The sequence below is a fragment of the Hydrogenophaga sp. GW101-3F08 genome (assembly GCF_059424585.1).
This window is the reverse complement of the sequence record NZ_JBWKZP010000001.1, coordinates 954,132-979,101: the sequence shown is the minus strand read 5'-3', so window position 1 is coordinate 979,101 and position 24,970 is coordinate 954,132. Positions and strand designations below refer to the sequence as shown.

Below are 24,970 nucleotides of genomic sequence, written 5' to 3'. Positions count from 1 at the left end.
ATGTTGGACTTGCATTCGTGGCCGAATTCAGCTCACCACTCGTGAGCGCAGTTGGTTGACCGACGAGCTCAACGCTTGCTGGGCCAGCACCGCGCCACATCATCCAATACCTCCCGCGCCGTCGCCACATTCGTCGCGCACGGTGTTGTCGATGGCCATGAAAGCGTGTTGCGGCATCAGCGCGCGGACCCGGTAGCATGGGCGACGTGCCCCGTCCAGCCGGGTCGCCTCTCTCATCTCAAACGGTCCACTTTCACAGGAGGAGCACAACGTGCCGCTGGTTTGGTCTTACTCGATCGATGGTCTCGACTGGAATGAACTTTCCGCCCTTTACGCCGCTGCGCCGCTGGGAAACAAGAACCCGGCCGGGCTGAAGACCGCGTTCACGAACAGCATGTTCAGGTGTTTCGTCTACGACGACGGAAAGCTGGTCGGGGTCGGGCGGGCGCTGGCCGACGGTGTGGACTGCTCATACATCTGCGACATCGCGCTGCTGCCCAGCCATCAGGGCCTGGGCCTTGGAAAACAGATCGTTGCCAGGCTGGTGGAGTTGTCCAGAGGGCACAAGAAGATCATCCTCTACGCGGTGCCCGGCAAGGAGTCGTTCTACAAGAAGCTGGGTTTCAAGCGCATGAGTACCGCCATGGCCATCTTTGAAAACCAGGCCGGGGCGTTGGTGCAGGGGTATGTCAACGAAACCTAGAGGGGGGCTGCCATGGCCGAGAAGATGAAAACCACCGAACGCGAAGCATTGCTCCAAGTGCTCAAGACCCGCTTCGAGCGGCACATGCACCGGCATGCCGGGACGGCATGGTCAGACGTGCTTGCCAGGCTCGAACGCCATCCCGCTGCGCTGAGGGCGCTGCAAGCGATGGAGGCCACGGGGGGTGAACCGGACGTCATGGGGGATGCCAACGATTCCGGGCACTTCGTCTTTTGTGACTGCTCCCCGGAAAGCCCGGCGGGGCGCAGAAGCACCTGTTTCGACGGCGAGGCGCGGGCGGCCCGCAAGGAGAACAAGCCCGAGAGCAGCGCGGCCGAAATGGCGGCCGAGATGGGCGTTGAGCTGCTGACCGAAGAACAGTACCGGGCGCTGCAGCAGCTCGGTGAGTTTGATTTGAAGACGTCCAGCTGGCTACAGACGCCGCCCGAGGTCCGGGCGCTCGGGGGCGCCCTCTTCGGTGACCGGCGCTATGGCCGGGTGTTCGTCTATCACAACGGCGTGCAGTCGTACTACGCGGCCAGGGGCTTCCGGGGTTGGCTTCGGGTGTGAGGATTGGGCAACAAGATGAAGATGGTCCTGACGTCTGCGACGAACCCCGATGGGTACATGGCCTGTCTGAGTGGGTGGCAACAAAGCTACGCGCAGGCCTTGCGCTCTGTGGTTCGCAGCGCCGCACCCGAGCTGGAAGAGCGGCTGAAGTGGGGGCACCTCGTCTACTTCGCCCATGGCCCGGTGCTGCTGATTCGGGCGGAACCCACCCGCGTGTTGTTCGGCTTCTGGGAAGGTCAGCGCTTGCGGCATATCGAGCCCCGCCTGAGGCCCGGGGGCAAGTACCAGATGGCCACCCTGGAGCTGAAAGAGGGCACGCCGCTTCTCCAGGAAACCGCCGTTCGTCTGGCCACGGAGGCCTCTAAACTCGCCCGCCATGAGCAACCCCGTCTCGAATCTCGCTGAGCTTCTTCAAACCATGCAGCCCACGCTGAACGAGGGGGTCTATGTGTTCGCTTCCGTGTCGCCGGACACGGATACCCGCTCACTGGAGCCGTTGGCCACGTTTCGGGAAGCCGAAGGCCTCACGCTCATCGTGGAGGAACAGCGGGCCCGAAAGGCGGGGCTGCCCGTCTTGTTCCGCGCCGCGTGGATCACGCTCACGGTGCATTCCGATCTCCAGGCCGTGGGCCTCACGGCGGCGGTCGCCACCGCGTTGGCCCAGGCCCACATCAGCTGCAACGTCGTGGCCGCGGCGTTTCACGACCACCTCTTTGTGCCCGTCGAGTCGGGGGGTGAAGCGCTGGCCGCTTTGCAGCGGCTTCAGCGGCGCAGCAGCCCAGGCGCCGAGCCGCCGGTCAACTGACGCTTTTCAACTGACGCTTTGATCGAGAGCTTGCGCCGTCAAGCTACCGCCGGCTCAACGTCGCGCCAGATCGTCCAGCAGCAGTCTCGCCGTCGACACGTTCGTCGCACACGGCACGTTGTGCACGTCACAGGCGCGCACCAGCGCGTTGATGTCGGGTTCGTGGGGTTGGGCGGTCATGGGGTCGCGCAGGAAGATCACGCAATCCACCTCGCCCATCGCGAGCCGCGCGCCGATCTGCAGGTCGCCACCGAGCGGGCCGCTGAGCAGGCATTCCACGTTGAGGCCGGCTTCCGCTTGCAGGCGAGAGCCGGTGGTACCGGTGGCCATGAGGGTGTGTTGCCGCAGCAGCGGCGCGAATTCGGTGGCCAGGGCCACCATGTCGTTCTTCTTTTTGTCGTGGGCGACGAGGGCGATGTTCATGGTTTTACTGGGAGGGCGAGTCATCTCGGATTGAGTACAGGCGTTGGTTGTCGAGCGGCTTTCGCCTGCGAACGGCTTCTCGTCTTTGCCCCAAGGGAACAGGACAGATGAGCGGCTGCTCCCAACAGAAGCGCGGCGTTGCATCTTCCGACCAAGGCCATTGCCCTTTGGGATGTGGATAGATCAGTTGACTCGCTTCGTAATTGCCGGCCCCATAAAACCAGTTGCAGGACAGCATGTGCTTTTCGTAGCTTTTGCGCCTTGCAGGTTGTAGGAAAACGCCATATCCGTCCAACAGTCCCCAGTGGCGCTTGTGGGGTGGCAGCGACTCGCCCTGCTTGACACGCTCGAAATACTCCCAAATAAGATGGTGAGCCAGTCTGGGGCGTAGGCCGAACACGATCAGATCAGGCGCCCCGCATGTCTTCTGAATTCCGATGGAGTATGAAAACTGGGGCTCTTTGGTTTTGTGGTCGGTAAGCACGCTGTTGACCCGAAACCCATGGGTCTCGATTTCCTTGACCAGCGTCAGTTCAAAGTCGGTATAGGGGCGGGTAGGCGTTGCATATGTGTTCACTGCATCGCCCTTTCCATGGCCTTGGCCATGGTCTTGCCCAGTTCCACGCCCCACTGGTCGTAGGCGTTGATGCCCCAGATGGCGGCCTGGGTGAACACCTTGTGTTCGTACAGCGCGATCAGCGCGCCGAGACTGTGCGGGGTGAGCGCGTCGAGCCAGACGGTGCTGCTGGGCACGTCGCCTTTGAAGGCGCGTTGGCTCACGAAGGCCTGGGCCTGCTCGGCGCTCTGGCCTTCGGCCATGAGGGCTTGCAGGGTGTCGACCTCGCTGCGGCCCACGGCCAGGGCCTGGGCCTGGGCGCGCAGGTTGAGGTTGACCACGCGGTGGTGTTCGGCGGCTAGGGGCAGGGGCGTGTCTTCGCTCTGCACGCCGATGAATTCGACCGGCACACGGTGCGTGCCCTGGTGCAGCAGCTGGAAGTAGGCGTGTTGCCCGTCGATGCCCAGGCCGCCCCAGAGGATGGGGCCGGTGTCGGTGTCGCAGGGTTGGCCGTCTTTGCGGGTGCGTTTGCCGTTGCTTTCCATGTCCATCTGCTGCACGAAGGGCGCGAAGCGCACCAGGCGGCTGGGGTAGGTGGAGAGCAGCTGGGTGGGGCACTGCAGGAAGTTGCGGTTCCACACGCCGGCCATGGCCAGGACGACGGGCAGGTTCTGCGCCAGCGGCGCGCTGCGGAAGTGCGCGTCCATGGCCTGGCCGCCGGCCAGGAATTCGCGGAAGGCTTTCGACCCGATGGCCAGCGCCAGCGGCAGGCCGAGCGCGGACCAGATGGAGTAGCGGCCACCGACCCAGTCCCAGAAGGTGAAGGTGTGTTCGGTGGGGTAGCCGGCGGCGCCGGATTTCTGCGGCGCGGCGGTGATGGCGACGAGGTGCGGGCTCTGCGCAGTACCGGTGATGCCGGCGTCGTCAAGCCAGCGCCGCGCGGAGGCGGCGTTGGTCATGGTTTCCTGGGTGGTGAAGGTCTTGCTGGCCACGATGATGAGCGTGGTGAGCGGGTTCAGGTCGCGCAGCGTGCTGTGCAGCGCCCAGGCGTCGGGGTTGCTGACGAAGTGCACGCGCAGGCCCGCGGCTTCGGCGTGGTGGCCGCCGCTGCACCACGGGGCCAGCGCGTCGGCCGCCATGCGCGGGCCGAGGTCGGAGCCGCCGATGCCGATGTTCACCACGTCGGTGATGGCCAGGCCGGTGCTGCCTTTCACTTCACCCGAGCGTACGCGGTCGGCGAAGGCACAGACACGGTTCAGTTCGTTCTGCACCAGCTGCTGGATGGCGTCGCCCCAGGGCGCATCGTTGCCGGTGGCGCCGGGCGTGCCGCGCAGGGCTGTGTGCAGCACGGCGCGCTGTTCGCTGGTGTTGATCACGTCGCCGCGGAACATGGCGTCGCGTTGGGCTTCCACGCCGGCCTGCTGGGCCAGGTCCATCAGCGCGGCCCAGACGGCGCCGTCCAGCGCCTGGCGGCTGAAGTCGATCTGGATGCCGGTGCCGGTGGCGGCAGCCTGCATCTGTTCGCGGCCGGGCTCGGCGAGGCGATCGCGCAGGTGGGGTTGGGGCGCGGCGGCGAGGTCGGCGAGCTGTTGCCAGGCGGGGAGGGAGGTGGGTGAGGTCTGCGGGGTAGACATGGGGCGGCGGCCTTGTTTCTCTCCGTTCGCCCTGAGCCTGTCGAAGGGCTGGCGCGGTGTGTCGGTACGAGGGCTTCGACAGGCTCAGCCCGAGCGGTAGCTGGGTGGTGATTGTGCCGTCAGGCGCTGGCGGCCAAGGCGGTGGCTTCCTTGGCCAGCTGCGTGATCTTCTTCCAGTCACCGGCCTTCAGCGCGTCGGCCGGCGTGAGCCAGGAGCCGCCGGCCATGGCCACGTTGGGCAGCTTCAAAAAGTCTTTCAGGTTCTCGGGGCTCACGCCGCCGGTGGGGCAGAACATCACGTCGGGGATGGGCGCGCCCAGCGCCTTGAGCATGCCCAGGCCGCCGGCCTGCTGCGCGGGGAACAGCTTCATGAGGCTGAAGCCCTGTTCGCGGCGGTGCATCACTTCGCCGGGCGTCATCACGCCGGGGATGAAGGGCAGCCTGGCGGCCTTGACGGCTTCGACCAGCGCGTCGGTGCAGCCGGGCGAGAGCGCGAAGCTGGCGCCCGCGTCGATCACGCGCTGCACCTCGGCCACGCGGGTCACCGTGCCGGCGCCGGTGTGCATCTGCGGCACAGCCTTGGCCACGGCTTCGATGCTGGCGAGCGCGGCGTCGGAACGCAGGGTGATCTCCATCACGTCGATGCCGCCTTCGAGCAGGGCGTGGGCCAGCGGCACGGCGTGGGCCGGGTCGCTGAGCACGATGACGGGCACGACGCGGGAGGTGAAGGCGGGGCGGGAGAAGCAGGTGGTGGTCATGGCAGTCTTTCGTGCAACAGGAAAAAGAGGGGGAGCCTGTCGGGATCAGCGCGGAACCGGCTTTGCCGGGCCGCTGCTGATGCCCCTCGGGGGGTGACGCCGCAGGCGGCGCGGGGGGTCAAGTGAACAGTGGTGACGCGCCGCACTCGGGCGTGCTCGCATGCGCGCGGAACAATCCAAACAGCTCGCGGCCGGTGCCGTGGGCGTTGTGGCTCAGGTCGGGGTGGCTGATGTTGCGGGCGGCCAGGGTGGCGGCGTCCACTTCCAGCTCGAGCACGCCGCGCTCGCAGTCCAGCGTGATCCAGTCGCCGTCCATCACGCGGGCGATTGGGCCGTCGGCCAGGGCTTCGGGGCTGAGGTGGATGGCGGCGGGCACCTTGCCCGATGCGCCGCTCATGCGGCCGTCGGTCACCAGCGCCACCTTGAAGCCCTGGTCCTGCAGCACGGCCAGCGGCGGCGTGAGCTTGTGCAGCTCGGGCATGCCGTTGGCGCGCGGGCCTTGGTAGCGCACCACGGCGATCAGGTCCTTGTTGATCTTCCCGGCGTTGAACAGGGCCAGCAGGTCCTGCTGGTCGCTCACCACCACGGCCTGGGCGCGCACCACGCGGTGCTCGGGTTTCACCGCCGAGACCTTGACGACGCTGCGGCCCAGGTTGCCCTTCAGCAGGCGCAGGCCGCCGTCGGCGCTGAACGGGTCGGCCACCGGGCGCAGCACGCTGGTGTCGCCGCTCGTGGTGGGCACCGGGCGCCAGGCGAGGGCGCCGTTGTCCAGCCAGGGCTCGTTGACGTAGGCCGTGAGGCCCGCGCCCATCACGGTCATGACGTTGGCGTGCAGCAGGCCGTTGGCCAGCAGTTCGTGCATGAGGAAGCCCATGCCGCCGGCGGCGTGGAAGTGGTTCACGTCGGCGCTGCCGTTGGGGTACACACGCGCCAGCAGCGGCACCACGGCCGAGAGTTCGGCGAAGTCGTCCCAGTCGATCAGCACGCCGGCCGCGCGCGCCATGGCCACGAGGTGGATGGTGTGGTTGGTCGAGCCGCCGGTGGCGAGCAGGCCGATGATGCCGTTGACGACGGCGTTGACGCTCAGGATGTCGGCCAGGCAGATCGCGGGCTCGCCGGTGCGACCGGTGTTGACCACGGCGCGCTGCATCGCGGCCTGGGTGAGGGCATCGCGCAGCGGTGTGCCGGGGTTCACGAACGAAGCGCCGGGCAGATGCAGGCCCATGATCTCCATGAGCATCTGGTTGCTGTTGGCGGTGCCGTAGAAGGTGCAGGTGCCGGGGCTGTGGTAGGCCTGGGCCTCGCTCTCCAACAGCGCCTCGCGGCCCACCAGGCCCTGCGCGTACTGCTGGCGCACCTTGGCCTTGGCGTCGTTCGAGAGGCCCGAGGTCATGGGGCCGGCGGGCACGAAGACCGCGCTCAGGTGGCCGAACTGCGCCGCGCCCATGAACAGGCCGGGCACGATCTTGTCGCAGATGCCGAGGAAGAGCGCGGCGTCGAACACGTTGTGCGACAGCGCCACCGAGGTGGCCAGCGCGATCACGTCGCGCGAGAACAGCGAAAGCTCCATGCCGGCGGCGCCCTGCGTGACGCCGTCGCACATGGCGGGCACGCCACCGGCCACCTGCGCGGTCACGCCCAGGGCGTGCGCGTGCTGGCGCAGCTGCTCGGGGTAGTGCTCGTAGGGCTGGTGGGCCGAGAGCATGTCGTTGTAGGCGGTGACGATGCCGACGTGGGGCGCGCGCTCGGCGTGGATCTTGAGCTTGTCGTTGGCGGGCAGGGCGGCCGTGGTGTGCGCCATGTTGGCGCAGCCCATGCCGCTGCGCTGGGTGCCGGCCTTGCGCTGCGCGGCCATGCTGGCGAGGTAGGTGGCGCGGGTGCCGGCGCTGCGCTGGGCGATGCGCTCGGTCACGTGGGCGATGGTGGGGTGAATCTGTGACATCGTGGGCCTTCCTTCAGGGGTTCTGTTCAGAAATACCGCGGAGCTGGCTTTGCCAGGCCGCAGGTGTTGCGGCTTCGCGCAGCGAGCCAGCGACGGGGGTGGTCATGCCATCCAGACGCTGATGGGGGTCTGTGTCTGGTTGATCACCAGCGAGACTGGAAGTGCCGCGTCGGCCTGTTGGGCGGCGCGGCGGTAGACGGCGAGCTTGCTCTCGCCGGCGATGGACAGCACCAGCTCGCGCGCGGCGAGCAGGCTTTGCAGGGTGAGCGTGAGGCGCGCGTGGGGCGCGGTGGCGGGCGTGACCCAGGCCAGCCGCTCGGTGGATTCCAGCGCGTGGGCACAGCCCGGGGCGCCGGGAAAGAGCGAGGCGGTGTGCGCGTCTTCGCCCATGCCGAGCACGGCCAGGTCCAGCGGCCAGGGCAGGTGGGCGATGCGTTCGTTGGCGTCCTGCGCCAGTCTGTCCAGCACCTGTTCGCTGAGCACCGCGGGCAGCTCGCGGAAGAAGGGCACGAAGCGGGCCGCGGCCGCCGCACCCTGCAGCAGGTGGCGGGCCACCAGGGCGGTGTTGCTGTCGGCGTGGTCGCGCGGGACGACGCGCTCGTCCACCAGAATCACGCTGAGCTTGGCCCAGTCCAGGTCTTGCCCACGCAGGGCTTCGAAGAGGGCGATGGGCGACTTGCCGCCCGAGACGGCCAGGCTGGCCTGGCCACGCTCGGCGATGGCGCTGCGCAGGGCATTGGCGATGTGCGCGGCCAGGGCGGCGGGGGTGGCGTTGGGGTGTTCGGTCACCGCCATCAGGACTCCTCGACCCAGGAGCTTCCCTCGCGCGCCATCAAGGCGGAAGACGCCGCCGGGCCCCAGCTGCCCGCGGTGTAGGCCTTGGGTTTTTCGTTGAGCTGCTGCCAGCCGTTGATGATGGGTTCGACCCAGGTCCAGGCGGCTTCGAGTTCGTCGCGGCGCATGAAGTGCGTGAGGCGGCCTTTGATGACGTCGATCAGCAGGCGCTCGTAGGCCTCGGCGCGGCGTTCGGAGAAGGCGGTTTCGAGGTCGAGGTTCAGGCTCACCGGGCGCAGCTTCATGCCGCTGCCGGGCTCCTTGGCCATCATCTGCAGCTGGATGTGTTCTTCCGGCTGCAGGCGGATCATCAGGCGGTTGACCGACTGGCGCGGCGAGTCCTGGAAGATGGTGAAGGGCAGGTCGGCGAACTCGATCACGATCTCGGACTGGCGCGCCGCCATGCGCTTGCCGGTGCGCAGGAAGATCGGCACGTTGGCCCAGCGCCAGTTGTTGATGTGGGCCTTGAGGGCCACGAAGGTTTCGGTGCTGCTGTGGTGCGGGATGTTGGCTTCCTGCAGGTAGCCCACGGCGGCGTCGCCGTTGGCCGCGCCCGCGACGTACTGGCCGCGCACGGTGTCTTTGGCCACGTCGGCCATGGTCATGGGGCGCAGCGAGCGCAGCACCTTGAGCTTTTCGTCGCGCACGGCGTCCGGGTCGAGCGACACCGGCGGTTCCATGGCGACGATGCACAGCAGCTGCAGCAGGTGGTTCTGCACCATGTCGCGCATGGCGCCGGTGCCGTCGTAGAAGCCGGCGCGGCTGCCCACGCCCACACTCTCGGCCACGGTGATCTGCACGCTCTTGATGTAGGGGCTGCGCCAGAGCGGTTCGAAGATGGTGTTGCCAAAGCGCAGCACCATCAGGTTCTGCACCGTCTCCTTGCCCAGGTAGTGGTCGATGCGGAAGATCTGCTGTTCCTGGAAGTACTGGCCCACGTCGTCGTTGATCTGCCGCGCCGAGGCCAGGTCGTGGCCCAGCGGTTTTTCCAGCACCACGCGCGAGTTCGCGTCGATGAGGTTGGCGCCGGCCAGGTTGGCGCAGATGCCCACGAACAGGCTGGGCGCGGTGGCCAGGTAATACACGCGGTCCGAGCCGGGCTGCAGGGCGGCGCCGAGCGCGGCGTAGTCGGGCGCCTGCGTGGCGTCGAGGGCGACGTAGTCCAGCCGCTCCAGAAAACCCTGCCACGAGGCCATGTTGTAGGCCTTGGCCTCGATGAAGCCGGGCACCTTTTCCTGGATGAATTCGACGAAGGCGGCGCGGTCCCAGGGCTGGCGGCCCAGCGCGTGGATGCGCGTGGACGGGGGCAGGTTGTTGTGCAGGTGCGCCATGTACAGCGCGGGCAGCAGCTTGCGCACGGAGAGGTCGCCCACCCCGCCAAAGATCACCAGATCGAGAGGGGAAGCCGCGGCGGGGGAGGGCGTGGAGGTGCTCATGTCTCTAATTTAGTTACGTGAATGGCTTGATTTTAATGTAATCAAGTTACATGCGGGTTACCGGTTGTGATTGGGTTTTTCGCGGGTTCCGATGCGCGGGCGGCCTGGGGTTCAAAGCGCCTCGAACACCGGCGGCACGGCGGCCACGCGCGCCACCACCTCGGCCAGGCTGGGCGGCACGCAGCCGGTCTGCATCACGCACAGGCTGGCGCTGGCCACCGCCCGGCCCAGGATGTGGCGCACGTCTTCGGCGTCGAGCGCGATCTGGTCGGCCTGGCTGGCGGCCTGCACCACCGGGCGTTCGAGCAGGGCGGCCAGCAGGCCGGCGAGGAAGCAGTCACCGGCGCCCACGGTGTCGGCCACCCGCACCGGCTGCGGCTCGGCGGCCTGCCAGCCGTGGCCGTCGCGGTGCAGCAGCACGGCGCCTCGGGGCCCCAGCGTGAGGGCCAGCCAGGTGGCGGGCGTGGCCCGCAGCAGCTCGTGGGCCGCCTGCAGCGGGTCGGCCGCGGTGAAGCCCAGCGTGACCAGATCGTCGTCGCTCACCTTGACCAGGTGGGCCTGGCCGAGCGCGGCCATGACGCTGGCCTGGTAGGCCGCCATGTCCGGCACGATGGCCGGGCGCAGGTTGGCGTCCACCGCCACGAAGCGGCCCGCGGCGCGCTGGGCCTGGAGCCAGGGCAGGTATTTGGCGCTGTCGTCGGCCACCAGAGCCAGGCAGCCGGTGGCCACCAGCTTGAGCTGTGTTTCGGCCGCGCACTGGCGGCTCATGTCGGCCGCGTTGACCTGGCGGTCGGCCACGCCGTCGCGGTAGAAGCTGTAGCTGGCCTTGCCCTGTTCGTCCAGGCCCACCACCGCCAGCGAGGTGGGTTCGTGCGCGGGCGTTTCCTGCGCCAGCACCACGCCGGCCTGGTGGATGCCCTCGGCCAGCAGGCGGCCGAAACGGTCGCCAGAGAGCGGGTTGAGGTAGAGCGTGCCGACGCCCTGCAGGCCCAGCGCCCGCGAGAGGTTGTAGACCGCGCCCCCGGCGCAGGGGCGCAGCCGGCCGTCGGATTCCTCGATCAGATCGATCAGGGCCTCGCCAGCGGTGGCGACGTGTAAAGCTTGATGTTGCCTAGGGAAAACCATAACTAAATCCAGTTGATTTATTAACCTGAAGCGAAATATAGTTCAGTCACTCCGCAGCGCCCACCGTGTAAACCCCAAGGGGACGGCTGCCGGGGTTTGCGTCTCGTTCATCTGCCCATCATCCATCCCTTCGAGGAGACACCTGTGAAAAAACTCGTTCCCGCCTTCGCCTTCACCGCTCTGGCCCTGGTCGTCGGCACGGCTTGCGCCGCCGAACCCGTGATCGGCCTGATCACCAAGACCGAGTCCAACCCCTTCTTCGTGAAGATGAAGGAAGGCGCCACCGCCGAAGCCACCAAGCTCGGCGCCAAGCTGCTGTCGGCCGCGGGCAAGACCGACGGTGACAACGCCGGCCAGGTGACCGCGATGGAGAACATGATCGCCGCCGGCGCCAAGACCATCCTGATCACCCCCAGCGACGCCAAGGCCATCATCCCCGCCATCAAGAAGGCGCAGGCCCAGGGCGTGATGGTGATCGCGCTGGACAGCCCGACCGACCCGGCCACCGCCGTGGACGCGCTGTTCGCCACCGACAACTACAAGGCCGGCGTGCTGATCGGCCAGTACGCCAAGGCGGCCATGGGCGGCAAGAAGGCCGTCATCGCCACGCTCGACCTGTTCCCCGGCCACCCGGTGGGCGCCCAGCGTCACAACGGCTTCCTGAAGGGGTTTGGCCTGACCGCTCCGGACGCCAAGAGCAACAACCTCGGTGGCGCCGCCGCCGGCGTGGCCTGCATGGCCGACAGCTTCGGTGACGCCGCCAAGGGCCAGACCGGCATGGAAAACTGCCTGCAGAAGAACCCCGGCATCAACCTGGTCTACACCATCAACGAACCCGCCGCCGCCGGTGCCTACAAGGCGCTCAAGGCCGCTGGCAAGGAAAAAGACGTGGTCATCGTCTCGGTGGACGGCGGCTGCGCGGGTGTGAAAGACGTGGGCGCGGGCGTGATCGCCGCCACCAGCCAGCAGTACCCGCTGAAGATGGCCGCCATGGGCGTGGCCGCGGGTGTGGAATACGCCAAGTCCGGCAAGAAGGTCAGCGGCTACACCGACACCGGCGTGACCCTGATCGCAGGCAAGGCCGTGGCTGGCGTGGACAGCAAGGACGTCAAGACGGGTATGGACCTGTGCTGGGGTAATAAATAAGGAACTCCCCCCTGCGCCGCTTTGCGGCTTCCCCCCTCCCTGGCGCCTTCGGCTTGGAGGGGGGACGGCACCTTGGGCCGGCGGAGCCGGACCCTTGGTGCCCTTGGGTGAGGGGGCGCCTCGCTTCGCTTGGCGCTACGTGCCTTCGCTGTTCCTTTGACTGAGAGCCCGCGTCAGACGGGCACTCCGTGAGCACCGCCCCGGCCTGAACGGGGTGTTGCTGCAACCACATTTCTTCTGATCGGACGGGCCACCGCCATGAATTCCCTCAAAGCCAAACTTCCGCCCATGGGCACGCTCGGGCCTTTCATTGCCCTGGTGGTCGCCTGCGGGTTCTTCGCGACCCAGAGCGACCGTTTCCTGTCGCTGCAGAACTTCTCGCTGATCCTGCAGCAGGTCATGGTGGTGGGCACCATCGCCATCGGCCAGACCCTCATCATCCTGACCGCCGGCATCGACCTCTCGTGCGGCATGATCATGGCGCTGGGCAGCATCGTCATGACCAAGATGGGCGCCGACTTCGGCCTCTCCGCCCCGGTCGCGATCACGCTGGGCATTGGCGCCACGGCGCTGTTCGGCGTGGTCAATGGCCTGCTGGTCACCAAGGCCAAGCTGCCACCCTTCATCGTCACGCTGGGCACGCTGAACATCGCGTTTGCCATCACCCAGCTGTACTCCGGTTCGCAGACCGTCACCGAAGTGTCCGAAGGCATGACCTGGCTGGGCAACTCGTTCCGCATCGGCCAGACCAACATCCTCTACGGCGTGGTGCTGATGCTCGCGCTGTACCTGCTGACCTGGCTGTTCCTGCGCGAAACCGCGCCGGGCCGCCACATCTACGCCGTGGGCAACAGCCCCGAGGCCACGCGCCTGACCGGCATTTCCACCGACAAGGTGCTGCTGGGCGTGTACGTGCTGGCCGGCGTGTTCTACGGCATCGCCTCGCTGCTCTCCGTGGCGCGCATCGGCGCCGGCGACCCGAACGCCGGGCAGACCGAAAACCTTGACGCCATCACCGCCGTGGTGCTGGGCGGCACCAGCCTGTTCGGCGGCCGCGGCATCGTCCTCGGCACCCTGGTGGGCGCGCTGATCGTGGGCGTGTTCCGCAACGGCCTCACGCTCATGGGCGTGTCCTCGGTCTACCAGATCCTGGTCACCGGCGTGCTGGTGATTCTGGCGGTGCTCACCGATCAAATGTCCCGCAAAGGAGCTCGCTGATGTCTACCGCACCCAATGCTCAAAGCCCGCTCGTGATCCAGGCCAAGGGTCTGGTCAAGCGCTACGGCCAGGTCACCGCGCTCGACGGTGCCGACTTCGAACTGCGCGCCGGGGAGATCCTGGCCGTGATCGGCGACAACGGCGCCGGCAAGTCCTCGCTGATCAAATGCCTGGCCGGCGCGACGATTCCCGACGAAGGCGAGATCTACCTGGACGGCACCCGCGCCCACTTCAAGAGCCCGATCGACGCGCGCCGCGCCGGCATCGAAACGGTGTACCAGGACCTCGCCGTGGCCCCGGCCATGACGATCGCCGAGAACCTGTTCCTCGGCCGCGAAATCCGCCGCCCCGGCTTCCTCGGCAGCGTGCTGCAGATGATCGACAAGAAGCGGATGCTGGAAGAAAGCATCGCGCGCATGAACGACCTGAAGGTCGGCATCCGCTCCATGACGCAGGCGGTGGAAACGCTCTCGGGCGGCCAGCGTCAGTGTGTGGCCGTGGCGCGCGCCGCGGCCTTCGCGCAGCACGTGGTGATCATGGACGAGCCCACCGCCGCGCTGGGCGTGAAGGAGGGCAACATGGTGCTCGAACTGATCCGCCGCGTGCGCGACAAGGGCCTGCCGGTCATTCTGATCAGCCACAACATGCCGCACGTGTTCGAGATCGCCGACCGCATCCACATCGCCCGCCTGGGCAAACGCGCCGCGGTGGTCGACCCGAAACACATCAGCATGAGCGACACCGTGGCCGTGATGACGGGCGCCAAGTCGGTCGACGATTTGCCTGCGCAAGCGTTGGCGCACTGAAAGACCAAAATGCTCAAAGGCATTGATCCTCTGCTCAGCCCGGACCTGCTCAAGCTGCTGGCCGAGATGGGCCACGACGACGCGGTGGTGCTGGCCGACGCCAACTTCACCGCCATGAGCCTGGGTGCGGGCAAGCCGGTGCTGCGCCTGCCGGGCATCGGCATGGTGCGCACGGTGCAGGCCGTGGCCAGCGTGCTGCCGCTGGCGCAGGACGTGCCGCACCCGGTGGCCTACATGCAGGTCGGCGGGACCGAGCCCGGTTACCGCTCGGCCTTGCAGCGCGAGACGTTGGCGGTGTTGGCCGCCGAGGGCCTGCGGGACGATCAGGCCGAGGCGGTGGAGCGTTACGCGTTTTACGAGCGCGTGAAAAAGGCCTATGCCATCGTCGTCACCGGTGAGCTGGAGCCCTGGGGCAATTTCATCCTGCGCAAGGGCGTTCTCGGCAACAGCCTGCGGGTGTAGGCATGTCAAACTCGGCGGCTGTGACCGATCAAAACCCGACCGAATCCGCCGACGGGCCTGCCGCCGAACCCAGCCCGGAACCCGCCGACAACCCCCGGCTGCGCCCGCGTGGCTCCAACCAGGTGGGCATGCGCCAGTTCAACGACCGCGTGGTGCTGCAGGCCCTGCGCGTGCACGGCAGCCTGCCCAAAGCCGATCTGGCGCGGCTCACCGGCCTCACGGCCCAGACCATCGGCCTGATCACCACCCGGCTCGACGAAGACCAGTTGCTCACCCGCGAAGCGCCGGTGCGCGGGCGCGTGGGCCAGCCCTCGGTGCCGATCGGCCTGAACCCCGACGGCGCTTTTGCCGTGGGCATCAAGATCGGGCGGCGCAGCGCCGACTGGCTGCTGGTCGACTTCACCGGCCATGTGCGTGAGCGCCTGGTGCTGGACTACCCCTTTCCCGACAGCGAAACCCTGCTGCCCGCCATCGGCGAAAACCTGAACCGCCTGCTCGACGGGCTGGGCGCGCTGCGCAGCCGTGTGGTGGGCGTGGGCGTGGCCGCGCCGTTCCAGCTCGGTGGCTGGCACCGCATGCTGGGCCTGACCGAAGCGCAGTCGCAGGCCTGGAACCAGATCGACCTGGCCGCCGAGGTGCAGCGCCTCACCGAGCTGCCGGTGAGCTACGCCAAAGACACCGCCGCCGCCTGCGTGGCCGAGCTGCTGCAGGGGCGCGGGCGCGACCTGCACAGCTACCTCTACCTGTTCATGGACACCTTCGTGGGCGGCGGGCTGGTGATCAACTCGCACCTGCACCGCGGCACCCACGGCAACGCCGCCGCGGTGGCTTCCCTGCCGTTGCAGGTGGCGACGCCCCACATGAAGGAACTGCCCGCGCAACTGATCAGCCAGGCTTCACTGTGGGACCTGGAACAGCGCTTTCGCGAACACGCGCTCGACCCCATGGCCGCCTACGACGCGCGCGCCATGCAGGCGCCCTGGCTGCCTTACACCCGCGAGTGGATCGCCCGCGCCGCGCTCGCGCTGGCGCACTGCATCGTGTCGGGCACCGCCTTTCTGGACCTGGACGCGGTGGTGATGGACGGTTCCACCGCCGCACCGTTGCTGCAAGGGCTGCTGCAGCAGACCACCGAGGCGCTCAAGGCCTACAACTGGGAGGGTCTGCAGCAGATGCCGCGGCTGGAACTGGGCAGCATCGGCTCGGACGCGCGCGCGCTCGGCGGCGCGCTGCTGCCGCTGCACGCCTGCTTCGCGCCGGACCGCGATGTGTTCCTGAAGGTCTGACGGCCGCCGACCCCTTGAGCCTTTCCGGAGTGAGGCGACTCCCTCAGAGATACCGTGGAACCGGCTTTGCCGGGCCACTGGTATCGCCCCCTTGAGGGGGTAGCGCGAAGCGCTGCGGGGGTGTTTTCATTCAGCTCTCTAGGAACAGCCCGCCCCAGGGTTCGAACACCAGGGTATCGCCGTCGATGCGAGCGCCACCCAGACCGCTGCCTTCGAGCACACGGGCGTTTGACCACGCCGCGGGCAGTGCGAGCGAGGCCGGGGCGTCGCTGAAGTTGAAGGCGCAGAGCACGCGCTGCGAGGCAGCGGTGCGCACGAAGGCCAGCACCTGTTCGCCCGCGGGCAGCAGGTCCATCTCGCCCTGCCACAGTGCCGGCTGATCGCGGCGCCAATGGAGCAGCTGCGTGAAATAGCTCAGCAGCGAACCGGCGTCGCCCCGCTGGCGGTCCACCGCGAAGGGCCGGTGCTCCGGCGGCACCGGCAGCCAGCAGCGTTCACTTTCGGAGAAACCGGCGTGGGGCGCCTCGGCGGCCCAGGGCATGGGGGTTCTGCAGCCGTCGCGGCCCTTGAGCTCGGGCCACATGGTGATGCCGTAGGGGTCCTGCAGGTCTTCAAAAGCGACACTGGCTTCGGGCAGGCCCAGCTCTTCGCCCTGGTACAGGCAGACCGTGCCGCGCAGGCTCAGCTGGAACGCCGCGGCCAGGCGCAGCAGGCGCGGGTCGGGGTGCTCGCCGCCCCAGCGCGTGCTCACCCGCGCCACGTCGTGGTTGGACAGCGCCCAGCAGGGCCAGCCGTCGCCCGCCACGCGCTGGAACTGGTCGATCACGTCGTGCAGGAAGGGGGCGCTGTGCGAGGCACCGAGCAAGGTGAAGCAGTAGGCCATGTGCAGCTTGTCGCTGCCGCCGGTGTAGTCGGCCACCATGGTCAGACCGGCCTCGTCGCCGATCTCGCCGACCATGGTGGTGTCGTCGTACTGATCGACCAGGGTGCGCAGGCGGCGCAGGAAACCGAGCGCTTCGGGCTGGCTCTTGTCGTACCGGTGGTGCTGCCACGAGTAGGGGTTGGACGACGGGGCAGACGGGTCTTCCACCAGCGGCACGCCGCGCCCCGGGTTGTCGCGCAGGGCCGCGTCGTGGAAGCAGAAGTTGATGGCGTCGAGGCGGTAGCCGTCCACGCCGAGCTCCAGCCAGAACTTCACCGTGGCGAGCAGCGCGTCCTGCACCTCGGGGTTGTGGAAGTTCAGATCGGGCTGGCTGGTGAGGAAGTTGTGCAGGTAGTACTGGCGCCGGCGCGTGTCCCACTGCCAGGCGCTGCCGCCGAAGATGGAGAGCCAGTTGTTGGGCGGCGTGCCGTCGTGGCGCGCATCGGCCCAGACGAACCAGTCGGCCTTGGGGTTGTCGCGGCTGGATCGGCTCTCGACGAACCAGGGGTGCTGGTCGGAGCAGTGCGAGAGCACCTGGTCGATCATGACCTTGAGGCCCAGCGCGTGGGCGCGGGCCAGCAGGGCCTTGAAGTCGCCCAGGGTGCCGAACATCGGGTCCACGTCGCAGTAGTCGCTGACGTCGTAGCCGAAGTCCTTCATGGGGCTCTTGAAGAAGGGCGAGAGCCAGACCGCGTCGGCGCCGAGCGCGGCGATGTGGTCCAGGCGTTGGGTGATGCCGGCCAGGTCACCGATGCCGTCGCCGTTGCTGTCCTGGAAGCTGCGCGGGTAGATCTGGTAGATCACGCCGCCGCGCCACCAGGGGTTGTTTCGGGAAAGGTTCTGAGGGTTCATGGGTCGGATGAACGGGTTGTGAGGGGTTTCAGAGGTCGGGGGCCGCGCTCGCGCTGCGCTGCATGACGGTCTGCAGCCAGCGGGCGCTGTGTTTGAGGGTGCGGGTCTGCGTGGCGTAGTCCACGTGCACGATGCCGAAACGCTGGCTGTAGCCCTGTGCCCACTCGAAGTTGTCGAGCAGGCTCCAGACGTAGTAGCCGCGGATGTCGAAGCCCGCTTCGATCAGGCTGGCCAGCTCGGCCAGGTGGGCCTGCAGGTAGCGCACGCGCATCTCGTCGCGGCATTCGCCGTGGCTCACGCCGGTGTTGTCGGCGGCGCCGTTTTCCGTGATCCAGATCGGCGGCAGGGGCCACTGACGGCTGAGGTTGCGCACCACGCGGCCCAGACCCGAGGGGTAGATTTCCCAGCCGATGTCGGTCAGGGGCAGCTCGGCCCCGGTGGGCGGCACGAGGGCATAACCCCGGCGGGTTTCGCTCGCGCTGGCGGGCGCGCGCGCCACCGAGCGGGTGTAGTAGTTCAGGCCGATGAAGTCCAGCGGCTGCGCGCAGATGGCCAGGTCTTGTGGCCGGCGCTCGTGGGCACGCGTGCCGATCTGGGCCAGCATCTCGGCGGGCCACTCGCGGCCGAACAGGGGGTTGAGGAACACCTCGTTGCGTTCGAGTTCGGCCATGCGCGCGGCCGCCACGTCCTCGGCGGCGTCGCTGGCCGGGTCGCTCAGCTCGGGGTTGAGCACGATGCCCAGCGCGGTGTCCGCACGCACCGCGCGCCAGGCCTGCACCCCCAGGCCGTGGGCCAGCACGAGGTGGTGGGCCGCGACCAGCGAGGCCTCGCGGTCTTGCCCTCCGGGGGCGAACACGCCCTGATCGTGGCCGAGAAAGGCGCTGCACCAGGGTTCGTTGAGCGTGGCCACGCGCGGCAGGCGGTCGCCCAGCTCGCGCGCGATCAGGGCGGCGTAGTCGGCGAAGCGGTATGCCGTGTCGCGGTTGAGCCAGCCGCCTTCGAGGTGCGAGGGCAGGTCCCAGTGGAACAGGGTGGCGTTGGGGGTGATGCCGTGCCGGTGCAGCTCGTCGAGCAGGCGCCGGTAGAAGTCCAGGCCCGCCGGGTTGGGGCGTCCTTGCACGTCCATCACGCGCGTCCAGGCGATGGAGAAGCGGTAGTGCCGAAAGCCCAGCCGGGCCATCAGCGCGACGTCTTCGGGGTAGCGGTGGTAATGGTCGCAGGCCACGAGGCCGTCGCTGCCGTCCTTGATGCGGCCGGGTTGCGCGCAGAAGTCGTCCCAGATGCTGGGCAGCTTGCCACCCTCGTGGGCACCCCCCTCGATCTGGAAAGCGGCGGTGGCGCAGCCCCATTCAAAAGCGGCGGGAAAAGTCGGTCCGTCGGTCATCGGTGATAGGAAGAAAGGGTTGTCGGAGTGAGGTGTCTCTTTCAAGCACACGCCGAAGATCCGGCTTTGCCGGTCCAAGGGCGTGGTCCCCCTGGGGGGAAGCCGCGAAGCGGCGCAGGGGGGCGCTACTTCACCGAGCCAGAGAGCAGTCCCCGCACAAAGAAACGCTGCAGCGAGAAGAACACCAGCACCGGCACGGCGATGGAGACGAAGGCGCTGGCGGTGAGGATTTCCCAGCTCTCGCCGCGCGAACCGAGCAGGTCGTTGAGCCGGATCGTCAGCACCACCTGGTCAGGGGCCTTGCCCAGGAACACGAGGGCGATCAGGAAGTCGTTCCAGACCCAGAGGAACTGGAAGATCGCAAAGCTCGCCAGCGCGGGGATGGACAACGGCAGCACGATGCTGGTGAAGATCTGGAAGTGCGTGGCGCCGTCCATGCGCGCGCTCTCGATGATGTCGCGCGGCAGCGAGGCGATGTAGTTGCGCAGCAGGTAGATGGCCAGCGGCAGGCCGAAGGCCGAGTGCGCCAGCCAGATGCCCAGGTACGACTTGGAGGGCATGCCCAGCGTTTCACCGAGGTCGTTGTACAGCCGCAGCAGCGGGATCAGCGACATCTGCAAGGGCACCACCAGCAAGCCCACCACCACCACGAACAGCCAGCGCCGGCCGGGGAACTCCATCCAGCTGAAGGCGTAGGCGGCGAAGGCGGCGATCAGGATGGGGATGAAGGTCGCGGGAATGGTGACCTTGAAGGTGTTGAGGAAGGCATCGCCGACGCCTTCGGAGGCCACCACCTTCTGGTAGTTGGTGGTCGAGAAGGAGGGTGGTTTTTCGGCCACGAAGAAGATGCGCACGCCGCGGTCGCTCTCGTAGGCCTGGTTCAGCACCAGCCGGTAGCTGCCGTCGGCGGCCACGCTGAGCGTGCCGTCGGGCCGACCGTCTTCGTCGTCGAACACCTGGGCATCGGCCAGCTCGACCGTCTTGCCGACGCGGAACTCGCCCGGGTTGGACGACTTGAGCGAAAAGCGGCTGAGCTTGACCGATGCGCCTTCGGGGAACAGGCGCCCGGCGATGACGAAGTGGTCGCCCTCGGGCACCACGCTCTGGGCGCCGCCGGTGCGGCGCATGTCGGGCCGGGTCTGGGTGGACAGGGCGGTCCACCAGCCACTGCCCACGATCTGCTCGCGGTCGCGGAAGCTGGAGACCAGCAGACCGAAGGTCGGCAGCACCCAGGCCACCACGATCACCAGCAGCAGGGCATGGGCGGCCAGCGAGGCCAGGTTGATGCGGCGGGGTTTCATCGTTGGGCCTCCTCGGCGCGGAAGCGGCGGATGTTGAAGGCCATCACCGGGATCACGGCCAGCATGAGCACCATGGCCAGGGTGGAGCTGCGCCCGTAGTCGCCGCCGCCGCGGAACATCCAGTCGTACATCAGGTTGGCCAGCACGCTGGTGTCCCACTGGCCGCCGGTCATGGCCATGACGATGTCGAACACCTTGAGCACGGTGATGGTGATGGTGGTCCAGACCACGAGGATGGTGGACATGACCTGCGGCACCATGATTTCAAAGAAGATCTGCAGCTCGCTGGCGCCGTCGATGCGCGCGGCTTCGAGGGTGTCGTTGGGCACGCCGCGCAGCGCGGCCGAAAGGATCACCATGGCGAAGCCGGTCTGGATCCAGATCAGGATGGCCATGAGGAAGAAGTTGTTCCAGAACGGCAGCGTGACCCAGGCCTGGGGCTGAAACCCCATGCCGGTGACGATGGCGTTGAGCAGGCCGATCTGTTCGGCGTCGGGCCCGCGGAAGTCGAACACGAATTTCCAGATCACGCTGGCGCCGACGAAGCTGATCGCCATGGGCATGAACACCAGCGTCTTGGCCACATGGCCCCACCACACACGGTCGGCCAGCACGGCCACCACCAGGCCCAGCGCGGTGGACACCGCGGGCACCACCAGCAGCCACATGAAGTTGTTGCGGATGGTGATGAGGAAGTTGTCGTCCTTGAACACCCAGACGTAGTTGGCCAGGCCCACGAAGGTCTGGCCCACGGTGTCGAAGAAGCTCAGGCGGAAAGTCTCGAACAGCGGATAGACCAGGTACACGCCCAGCAGCAGCAGGGCCGGCGCCAGGAACAGCCAGGGCTGCACGTTCGAGCGGATCGCCTCGCGCCGGTTGCGCGTGGCAAAGGGCAGGGCCACGATGCGGTCCAGCAGGAAGTTGCTGCCTGCGAAATACAGCAGACAGAAACCGACGCTGACCACCACGGCCAAGAATGTCTGGAAGATTGAATCAGTCATGGTGGTCAACAGAACGGCAAACAAACAGACGGGGCGGCACGCGCGCCACTTCGCCTTCCAGGGCTCCCGTGGAACTGGCTTTGCCAGGCCACTGGGAGCGTCCCCCCTTCAGGGGGGAAGACGCGAAGCGGCGCAGGGGGGTTACTTGAGTGTTTCCCAGGACTTCTGGATGTCGTCCGCCACCGCCTGGGCCGACTTGCCACCCGAGTAGTCGACCATGCCCTTCCAGAAGCTGCCGGCACCCACGGCGCCGGGCATCAGGTCGGAACCGTCAAAGCGGAAGGTGGTCGCGCCCTGCAGGATCTCACCCTGCTTGCGCAGCGCCTTGGTCTTGTACTTGCCCAGGTCCGCGCCCTTGTGCGGGGTCAGGAAGCCGCCTTCGGCCATCCAGATCTCGTGTGCCTGCGGGTGCTGCAGGTATTCCATGAAGGCCCTGGCGCCCTTGCTGTCCTTGGTGATCGTCATGATCGTGCCGCCGCCCAGGACCGGGTTGCCCAGCTTCTTGCCGGCGTAGGACGGGAAGTAGAAGAAGTCGGCGTCTTCGGCCTTGCCGTCGGGGAAGAAGGCGGGGATGAAGCTGGCCTGGCGGTGCATGTAGCACTTGGGCGGCGTGCCGAACAGGCCTTTGGGGCTGTCCTTGAAGCTCACGGTGGCCACGGCCTTGGCGCCGCCGTCCACGTAGGCGTCGTTGCGGGCGAACCAGCCGTAGGCCTCGATCGCTTCAACCACGCGCTTGTCGTTGAACTTCATCTTGTTGCTGGTCCACTCGTCATAGACCTGCGGGCTCTGGGTGCGCAGCATCATGTCTTCCACCCAGTCGGTGGCGGGCCAGCCGGTGGCGGCGTCGCTGCCCAGGCCGATGCACCAGGGCTTGCCGCCATCGGCGGCGATCTTCTTGGTCAGCTCCTGCAGCTCCTCCATGGACTTGGGCACCTTGTAGCCCTTTTCCTTGAAGTTCTCCGGGATGTACCAGACCAGGCTCTTGACGTTCACGTTGTAGAAGAAGCCGTAGAACTCGTCCTTGCCGGCCTTGTTCTTGTAGGTGCCCAGGTCGGCCCAGGAGCTGCCGGCGGCGTAGTTGGCCTTGACCCAGTCGCGTGCCTTGTTGCCCAGCGGTGTCAAGCCACCGACGGCGGCCATGTTGGCGGCCAGGCCGGGCTGCGGGAACACGGAGATGTTGGACGGTGAACCGGCCTTGATGTCGATCACGATCTGCTGCTCGGAGCTCTGCGAGCACGAGTGCTTCACCGTGGCGCCGGTGGCCTTCTCGAAGTTGGCGATGACCTTCTTGAACATGCCTTCTTCGGCGCCGGTCCAGGGGCAGGTGATGGTGACCACCTCACCCTTCAGATCGGGCCCCTTGTAGTCGGCGGCCATGGCCGCGCCACTCAGGGAGGTCAGGGCCAGGGCGGCGGCCCCGGCGATGGTGCTTGTCTTGAACATCTTGTGTTGCTCCTCTGTCGGCATCGCGGACCATCCGCGGCGCCATGGGTTGGATATCCCCGGGATGGGGTCCGTCAAATGCGCAGCCCCGCCGCATCGAAGCGGTACAGGTGCTCCGGCTGGTAACCCAGCCTCAGGCGCTCGCCCGGCTCCACGGTAATGGAGCCGTCGATGCGCGCTGTCAGATCGCCCAGCGGACCGGCGTCCACATAGGCAAAGGTTTCGTTGCCCAACTGCTCGGCGTGGCGCAGGGTGCCCTCCAGCGGGCCCGCTGCGTCGATGCGCAGGTGCTCGGGTCGCACGCCCACGGTCTGGGCGCCGAACTGCTGCGCGTATGCGCCTTCCATGAAGTTCATCTGGGGCGAGCCGATGAAACTGGCCACGAAGCGCGTGGCGGGGCGGTGGTAGAGCTCCAGCGGCGCGCCCACCTGTTCGATGCGGCCCTTGTTGAGCACCACGATCTTGTCGGCCAGCGTCATGGCCTCGATCTGATCGTGAGTGACGTAGACCATGGTCGCGCCCAGGCGACGGTGCAGGGTGGCCAGCTCCACGCGCATCTTGGTGCGCAGGGCCGCGTCCAGGTTGGACAGCGGCTCGTCGAACAGGAACACCTTGGGATCGCGCACGATGGCGCGGCCGATCGCCACGCGCTGGCGCTGCCCGCCCGACAGGGCCTTGGGCAGCCGCTCCAGGTACTCGGTGATCTGCAGAATCTCCGAGGCCTCACGGACCCGGCGGTCGATTTCGGACTTGGGCACCTTGGCGATCTTCAGGCCAAAGGCCATGTTGTCGTAGACCGTCTTGTGCGGGTAGAGCGCGTAGCTCTGGAACACCATGGCTACGCCACGCTCGCTGGGCGGCAGATCGTTCACGGTCTGACCGGCGATGGAGAGGGTGCCCCCGGTGATGTCTTCGAGGCCCGCGATCATGCGCAGCAGCGTGGTCTTGCCGCAGCCCGAAGGGCCGACGAACACCACGAATTCGCCTGGCTCGATGTCCAGATCCACGCCGTGAATGACCTGGACCTTCCCGTAGCTTTTCTGGATGTTGCGCAAGCGCAGATTGGATTGGCTCATGGACGTGTGATGGGTCGCGGGAACCTGATGGTTGGTGGTGAATGTGGCCTCTGGAGAGAATGAATTAAAGCACCAATGCAAACGATTGCATGCTGGTAATTACCCTTAGAAGAATATTGGTGCGGTCGCTCGGGCGGTCGCATGAGGTCGGCGCAAGGTAAGGGTCAACGCCTCGCGCGCCCCGTTGCCGCATTCTTCTGGAAAACCGGGTGCAGGCCCGGTCAGACCCTGCTAAAGGCTGCTGTCGCGGACGATCAGCTCGGTGGGCAGGACGATGTTGCGGCGGGGGGCGCCGGCGATGGACTCGAACAGCAGCGCGACCAGTGCCCGGCCGGCCTGTTCGATGGGCTGGCGCACCGTGGTGAGCGTGGGGTGGACGTGCATGGACAGCAGGATGTCATCGTAACCGACCACGCGCACCTGCCCGGGGACCGGAATGCCACGCTCGCGCAAGGCACCCATGAGCGATATGGCCGTCACGTCGCTGCAGGCAAAGATCGCGTCAAAGTCCAGATGCTGGTTGAGCCAGCCTTCGATGGTTTCCCGGATGCGCGCGTCGCCAAACAGGTAGTGCTGCCGTAGGCGGGGATCGGCTTCGAGGCCGGCCTCTTGCAGGGCCCGCTCGTAGCCTTGAAAGCGCAGGCTTGCCTCCGGGTGGTTGGTGTCGCCGAAGAAGGCGATGCGGCGGCAGCCCTTCTCGATCAGGTGGCGCGTGGCGAGGTAGCCTCCCCGCAGGTTGTCGCCGCCCACCACTGGGTACAGGGCGTCTCCCAGGCTGGCGCCCCACACCGCCATGGGGATGCCCTGCTGCACCAGCTCATTGAGGTGGTCGTGCAGGGAGAGCTGGCCGATCACCACCAGGCCGTTGACCTGGCCCGACTCCACCATCGAGCGCATCTGGTCCTCGCGGTTTTCCTGCAGGCGGGTCAGCAGAAGATTCATGCCGAGGTCGTTCACCGTGTCGGTCAACGAGCCCAGGATGCCCAGCACGAAAGGGTCCGAGATCATCTGCGTGCTGTCGCTCAGCAGCACGACACCGATGGTCTGCACGTCGCCCTTGCGCAGATTGGCCGCGCCCACGTTGACGCGGTAGTGGAGCGAACGTGCCAGTTCGGTGATGCGGTTGCGCGTGGCCTCGGGAATGAGCGAGCTGCCGCTGAGTGCGCGCGAGACGGTGGAGGTGGAAACACCCGCCATGCGCGCGATGTCGATCATCTGCACGCGTCGGCGCCCTTTGTCTGGCGGTGTGAGGGCAGCGGGGGTGGTGTCGGTGGTGGGGGGCATCGG

24 protein-coding genes are annotated in these 24,970 nt (G+C 67.3%); 9 read left to right on the top strand and 15 right to left on the bottom strand.

Features of this window, described 5'->3' with window-relative positions; all coding sequences use genetic code 11:
- Positions 1-271: 271 nt before the first annotated feature.
- From AC07YZ_RS04895 to AC07YZ_RS04880, 4 genes are read left to right on the top strand one after another with little or no spacing between them, the layout of a single operon-like run.
- Positions 272-703: a GNAT family N-acetyltransferase gene (locus AC07YZ_RS04895; protein ID WP_494793922.1), complete on the top strand. Its 432-nt coding sequence runs from the start codon at positions 272-274 to the stop codon at positions 701-703.
- 12 nt (positions 704-715) lie between these two features.
- Positions 716-1,273: a DUF4256 domain-containing protein gene (locus AC07YZ_RS04890; protein ID WP_494793921.1), complete on the top strand. Its 558-nt coding sequence runs from the start codon at positions 716-718 to the stop codon at positions 1,271-1,273.
- A 15-nt stretch (positions 1,274-1,288) separates the two neighbouring features.
- On the top strand, positions 1,289-1,678 hold the full coding sequence (locus AC07YZ_RS04885) for a DUF1801 domain-containing protein (protein ID WP_494793920.1): 390 nt from the start codon (positions 1,289-1,291) through the stop codon (positions 1,676-1,678).
- Positions 1,650-2,078 carry an ACT domain-containing protein gene (locus AC07YZ_RS04880; protein WP_494793919.1) on the top strand — a complete coding sequence of 143 codons (429 nt, stop codon included), beginning with the start codon at positions 1,650-1,652 and terminating at the stop codon, positions 2,076-2,078. Before AC07YZ_RS04885 ends, AC07YZ_RS04880 begins: the two co-directional genes overlap by 29 nt.
- Positions 2,079-2,132: 54 nt before the next feature.
- Here the strand turns inward: AC07YZ_RS04880 and AC07YZ_RS04875 are convergent, their stop codons facing one another.
- The 8 genes from AC07YZ_RS04875 to AC07YZ_RS04840 all read right to left on the bottom strand — a co-directional run bounded on the left by AC07YZ_RS04875 (position 2,133) and on the right by AC07YZ_RS04840 (position 10,786).
- On the bottom strand, positions 2,133-2,501 hold the full coding sequence (locus tag AC07YZ_RS04875) for a methylglyoxal synthase (RefSeq protein WP_226492532.1): 369 nt from the start codon (positions 2,499-2,501) through the stop codon (positions 2,133-2,135).
- Positions 2,502-2,505: 4 nt separating this feature from the next.
- Complete coding sequence (locus tag AC07YZ_RS04870; protein WP_494793918.1) at positions 2,506-3,078, bottom strand: DUF4262 domain-containing protein; 573 nt, start codon at positions 3,076-3,078, stop codon at positions 2,506-2,508.
- The gene (gene pgi, locus AC07YZ_RS04865) at positions 3,075-4,691 is read right to left on the bottom strand and encodes a glucose-6-phosphate isomerase (RefSeq protein WP_494793917.1); all 1,617 of its coding nucleotides are present in this window, start codon (positions 4,689-4,691) and stop codon (positions 3,075-3,077) included. Before pgi ends, AC07YZ_RS04870 begins: the two co-directional genes overlap by 4 nt.
- A 119-nt stretch (positions 4,692-4,810) precedes the next feature.
- Positions 4,811-5,449 carry a bifunctional 4-hydroxy-2-oxoglutarate aldolase/2-dehydro-3-deoxy-phosphogluconate aldolase gene (locus tag AC07YZ_RS04860; RefSeq protein WP_494793916.1) on the bottom strand — a complete coding sequence of 213 codons (639 nt, stop codon included), beginning with the start codon at positions 5,447-5,449 and terminating at the stop codon, positions 4,811-4,813.
- Positions 5,450-5,567: 118 nt separating this feature from the next.
- Positions 5,568-7,391: a phosphogluconate dehydratase gene (edd, locus tag AC07YZ_RS04855; protein ID WP_494793915.1), complete on the bottom strand. Its 1,824-nt coding sequence runs from the start codon at positions 7,389-7,391 to the stop codon at positions 5,568-5,570.
- Between the two features lie 102 nt (positions 7,392-7,493).
- Positions 7,494-8,186: a 6-phosphogluconolactonase gene (pgl, locus tag AC07YZ_RS04850; RefSeq protein ID WP_494793914.1), complete on the bottom strand. Its 693-nt coding sequence runs from the start codon at positions 8,184-8,186 to the stop codon at positions 7,494-7,496.
- Positions 8,186-9,661 carry a glucose-6-phosphate dehydrogenase gene (gene zwf, locus AC07YZ_RS04845; RefSeq protein WP_226492538.1) on the bottom strand — a complete coding sequence of 492 codons (1,476 nt, stop codon included), beginning with the start codon at positions 9,659-9,661 and terminating at the stop codon, positions 8,186-8,188. Before zwf ends, pgl begins: the two co-directional genes overlap by 1 nt.
- A gap of 111 nt (positions 9,662-9,772) precedes the next feature.
- Positions 9,773-10,786: a PfkB family carbohydrate kinase gene (locus AC07YZ_RS04840; protein WP_494793913.1), complete on the bottom strand. Its 1,014-nt coding sequence runs from the start codon at positions 10,784-10,786 to the stop codon at positions 9,773-9,775.
- Positions 10,787-10,930: 144 nt separating this feature from the next.
- Between AC07YZ_RS04840 and AC07YZ_RS04835 the strand changes: the two genes are divergently transcribed.
- The 5 genes from AC07YZ_RS04835 (at position 10,931) to AC07YZ_RS04815 (ending at position 15,704) form a co-directional block, all read left to right on the top strand.
- Positions 10,931-11,932, top strand: coding sequence for a sugar ABC transporter substrate-binding protein (locus AC07YZ_RS04835; RefSeq protein WP_226492540.1), 1,002 nt, complete (start codon positions 10,931-10,933; stop codon positions 11,930-11,932).
- Between the two features lie 258 nt (positions 11,933-12,190).
- On the top strand, positions 12,191-13,150 hold the full coding sequence (locus AC07YZ_RS04830) for an ABC transporter permease (RefSeq protein WP_494793912.1): 960 nt from the start codon (positions 12,191-12,193) through the stop codon (positions 13,148-13,150).
- The gene (locus AC07YZ_RS04825) at positions 13,150-13,956 is read left to right on the top strand and encodes an ATP-binding cassette domain-containing protein (RefSeq protein WP_494793911.1); all 807 of its coding nucleotides are present in this window, start codon (positions 13,150-13,152) and stop codon (positions 13,954-13,956) included. The genes AC07YZ_RS04830 and AC07YZ_RS04825 overlap by 1 nt, the downstream gene beginning before the upstream one ends.
- Before the next feature lie 9 nt (positions 13,957-13,965).
- Positions 13,966-14,418 carry an RbsD/FucU family protein gene (locus AC07YZ_RS04820; RefSeq protein WP_226492543.1) on the top strand — a complete coding sequence of 151 codons (453 nt, stop codon included), beginning with the start codon at positions 13,966-13,968 and terminating at the stop codon, positions 14,416-14,418.
- 128 nt (positions 14,419-14,546) lie between these two features.
- Entirely contained in the window at positions 14,547-15,704 is a 1,158-nt protein-coding gene (locus AC07YZ_RS04815; RefSeq protein WP_494794036.1) for an ROK family transcriptional regulator, read from the top strand.
- Between the two features lie 130 nt (positions 15,705-15,834).
- Here AC07YZ_RS04815 and AC07YZ_RS04810 read toward each other — a convergent pair whose 3' ends face one another.
- The 7 genes from AC07YZ_RS04810 to AC07YZ_RS04780 all read right to left on the bottom strand — a co-directional run bounded on the left by AC07YZ_RS04810 (position 15,835) and on the right by AC07YZ_RS04780 (position 24,967).
- Positions 15,835-17,478: an alpha-glucosidase gene (locus AC07YZ_RS04810; protein ID WP_494793910.1), complete on the bottom strand. Its 1,644-nt coding sequence runs from the start codon at positions 17,476-17,478 to the stop codon at positions 15,835-15,837.
- Positions 17,479-17,506: 28 nt separating this feature from the next.
- Positions 17,507-18,862 (bottom strand): GH1 family beta-glucosidase, encoded by a 1,356-nt coding sequence (locus AC07YZ_RS04805; RefSeq protein WP_494793909.1) that lies wholly within the window; start codon positions 18,860-18,862, stop codon positions 17,507-17,509.
- A 125-nt stretch (positions 18,863-18,987) separates the two neighbouring features.
- On the bottom strand, positions 18,988-20,163 hold the full coding sequence (locus tag AC07YZ_RS04800; protein ID WP_494793908.1) for a carbohydrate ABC transporter permease: 1,176 nt from the start codon (positions 20,161-20,163) through the stop codon (positions 18,988-18,990).
- Positions 20,160-21,164 carry a carbohydrate ABC transporter permease gene (locus AC07YZ_RS04795; RefSeq protein ID WP_226492547.1) on the bottom strand — a complete coding sequence of 335 codons (1,005 nt, stop codon included), beginning with the start codon at positions 21,162-21,164 and terminating at the stop codon, positions 20,160-20,162. Before AC07YZ_RS04795 ends, AC07YZ_RS04800 begins: the two co-directional genes overlap by 4 nt.
- A 141-nt stretch (positions 21,165-21,305) precedes the next feature.
- On the bottom strand, positions 21,306-22,607 hold the full coding sequence (locus AC07YZ_RS04790; RefSeq protein WP_494793907.1) for an ABC transporter substrate-binding protein: 1,302 nt from the start codon (positions 22,605-22,607) through the stop codon (positions 21,306-21,308).
- Positions 22,608-22,681: 74 nt separating this feature from the next.
- Entirely contained in the window at positions 22,682-23,683 is a 1,002-nt protein-coding gene (locus AC07YZ_RS04785) for an ABC transporter ATP-binding protein (protein ID WP_494793906.1), read from the bottom strand.
- 231 nt (positions 23,684-23,914) lie between these two features.
- Complete coding sequence (locus AC07YZ_RS04780) at positions 23,915-24,967, bottom strand: LacI family DNA-binding transcriptional regulator (RefSeq protein WP_226492550.1); 1,053 nt, start codon at positions 24,965-24,967, stop codon at positions 23,915-23,917.
- Between the last annotated feature and the right edge of the window lie 3 nt (positions 24,968-24,970).

What these genes read in the sequence shown, in the direction of transcription:
- zwf (WP_226492538.1), bottom strand. Translation starts at nt 9,661, where the DNA reads ATGAGCACCTCCACGCCCTCCCCCGCCGCGGCTTCCCCTCTCGATCTG.
- AC07YZ_RS04815 (WP_494794036.1), top strand. Translation starts at nt 14,547, where the DNA reads ATGCGCCAGTTCAACGACCGCGTGGTGCTGCAGGCCCTGCGCGTGCAC.
- AC07YZ_RS04785 (WP_494793906.1), bottom strand. Translation starts at nt 23,683, where the DNA reads ATGAGCCAATCCAATCTGCGCTTGCGCAACATCCAGAAAAGCTACGGG.
- AC07YZ_RS04800 (WP_494793908.1), bottom strand. Translation starts at nt 20,163, where the DNA reads ATGAAACCCCGCCGCATCAACCTGGCCTCGCTGGCCGCCCATGCCCTG.
- pgl (WP_494793914.1), bottom strand. Translation starts at nt 8,186, where the DNA reads ATGGCGGTGACCGAACACCCCAACGCCACCCCCGCCGCCCTGGCCGCG.
- AC07YZ_RS04830 (WP_494793912.1), top strand. Translation starts at nt 12,191, where the DNA reads ATGAATTCCCTCAAAGCCAAACTTCCGCCCATGGGCACGCTCGGGCCT.
- pgi (WP_494793917.1), bottom strand. Translation starts at nt 4,691, where the DNA reads ATGTCTACCCCGCAGACCTCACCCACCTCCCTCCCCGCCTGGCAACAG.
- AC07YZ_RS04810 (WP_494793910.1), bottom strand. Translation starts at nt 17,478, where the DNA reads ATGAACCCTCAGAACCTTTCCCGAAACAACCCCTGGTGGCGCGGCGGC.
- AC07YZ_RS04820 (WP_226492543.1), top strand. Translation starts at nt 13,966, where the DNA reads ATGCTCAAAGGCATTGATCCTCTGCTCAGCCCGGACCTGCTCAAGCTG.
- AC07YZ_RS04890 (WP_494793921.1), top strand. Translation starts at nt 716, where the DNA reads ATGGCCGAGAAGATGAAAACCACCGAACGCGAAGCATTGCTCCAAGTG.
- AC07YZ_RS04880 (WP_494793919.1), top strand. Translation starts at nt 1,650, where the DNA reads ATGAGCAACCCCGTCTCGAATCTCGCTGAGCTTCTTCAAACCATGCAG.
- AC07YZ_RS04805 (WP_494793909.1), bottom strand. Translation starts at nt 18,862, where the DNA reads ATGACCGACGGACCGACTTTTCCCGCCGCTTTTGAATGGGGCTGCGCC.
- AC07YZ_RS04885 (WP_494793920.1), top strand. Translation starts at nt 1,289, where the DNA reads ATGAAGATGGTCCTGACGTCTGCGACGAACCCCGATGGGTACATGGCC.
- AC07YZ_RS04795 (WP_226492547.1), bottom strand. Translation starts at nt 21,164, where the DNA reads ATGACTGATTCAATCTTCCAGACATTCTTGGCCGTGGTGGTCAGCGTC.
- AC07YZ_RS04790 (WP_494793907.1), bottom strand. Translation starts at nt 22,607, where the DNA reads ATGTTCAAGACAAGCACCATCGCCGGGGCCGCCGCCCTGGCCCTGACC.
- AC07YZ_RS04860 (WP_494793916.1), bottom strand. Translation starts at nt 5,449, where the DNA reads ATGACCACCACCTGCTTCTCCCGCCCCGCCTTCACCTCCCGCGTCGTG.
- AC07YZ_RS04825 (WP_494793911.1), top strand. Translation starts at nt 13,150, where the DNA reads ATGTCTACCGCACCCAATGCTCAAAGCCCGCTCGTGATCCAGGCCAAG.
- AC07YZ_RS04780 (WP_226492550.1), bottom strand. Translation starts at nt 24,967, where the DNA reads ATGCCCCCCACCACCGACACCACCCCCGCTGCCCTCACACCGCCAGAC.
- AC07YZ_RS04840 (WP_494793913.1), bottom strand. Translation starts at nt 10,786, where the DNA reads ATGGTTTTCCCTAGGCAACATCAAGCTTTACACGTCGCCACCGCTGGC.
- edd (WP_494793915.1), bottom strand. Translation starts at nt 7,391, where the DNA reads ATGTCACAGATTCACCCCACCATCGCCCACGTGACCGAGCGCATCGCC.
- AC07YZ_RS04875 (WP_226492532.1), bottom strand. Translation starts at nt 2,501, where the DNA reads ATGAACATCGCCCTCGTCGCCCACGACAAAAAGAAGAACGACATGGTG.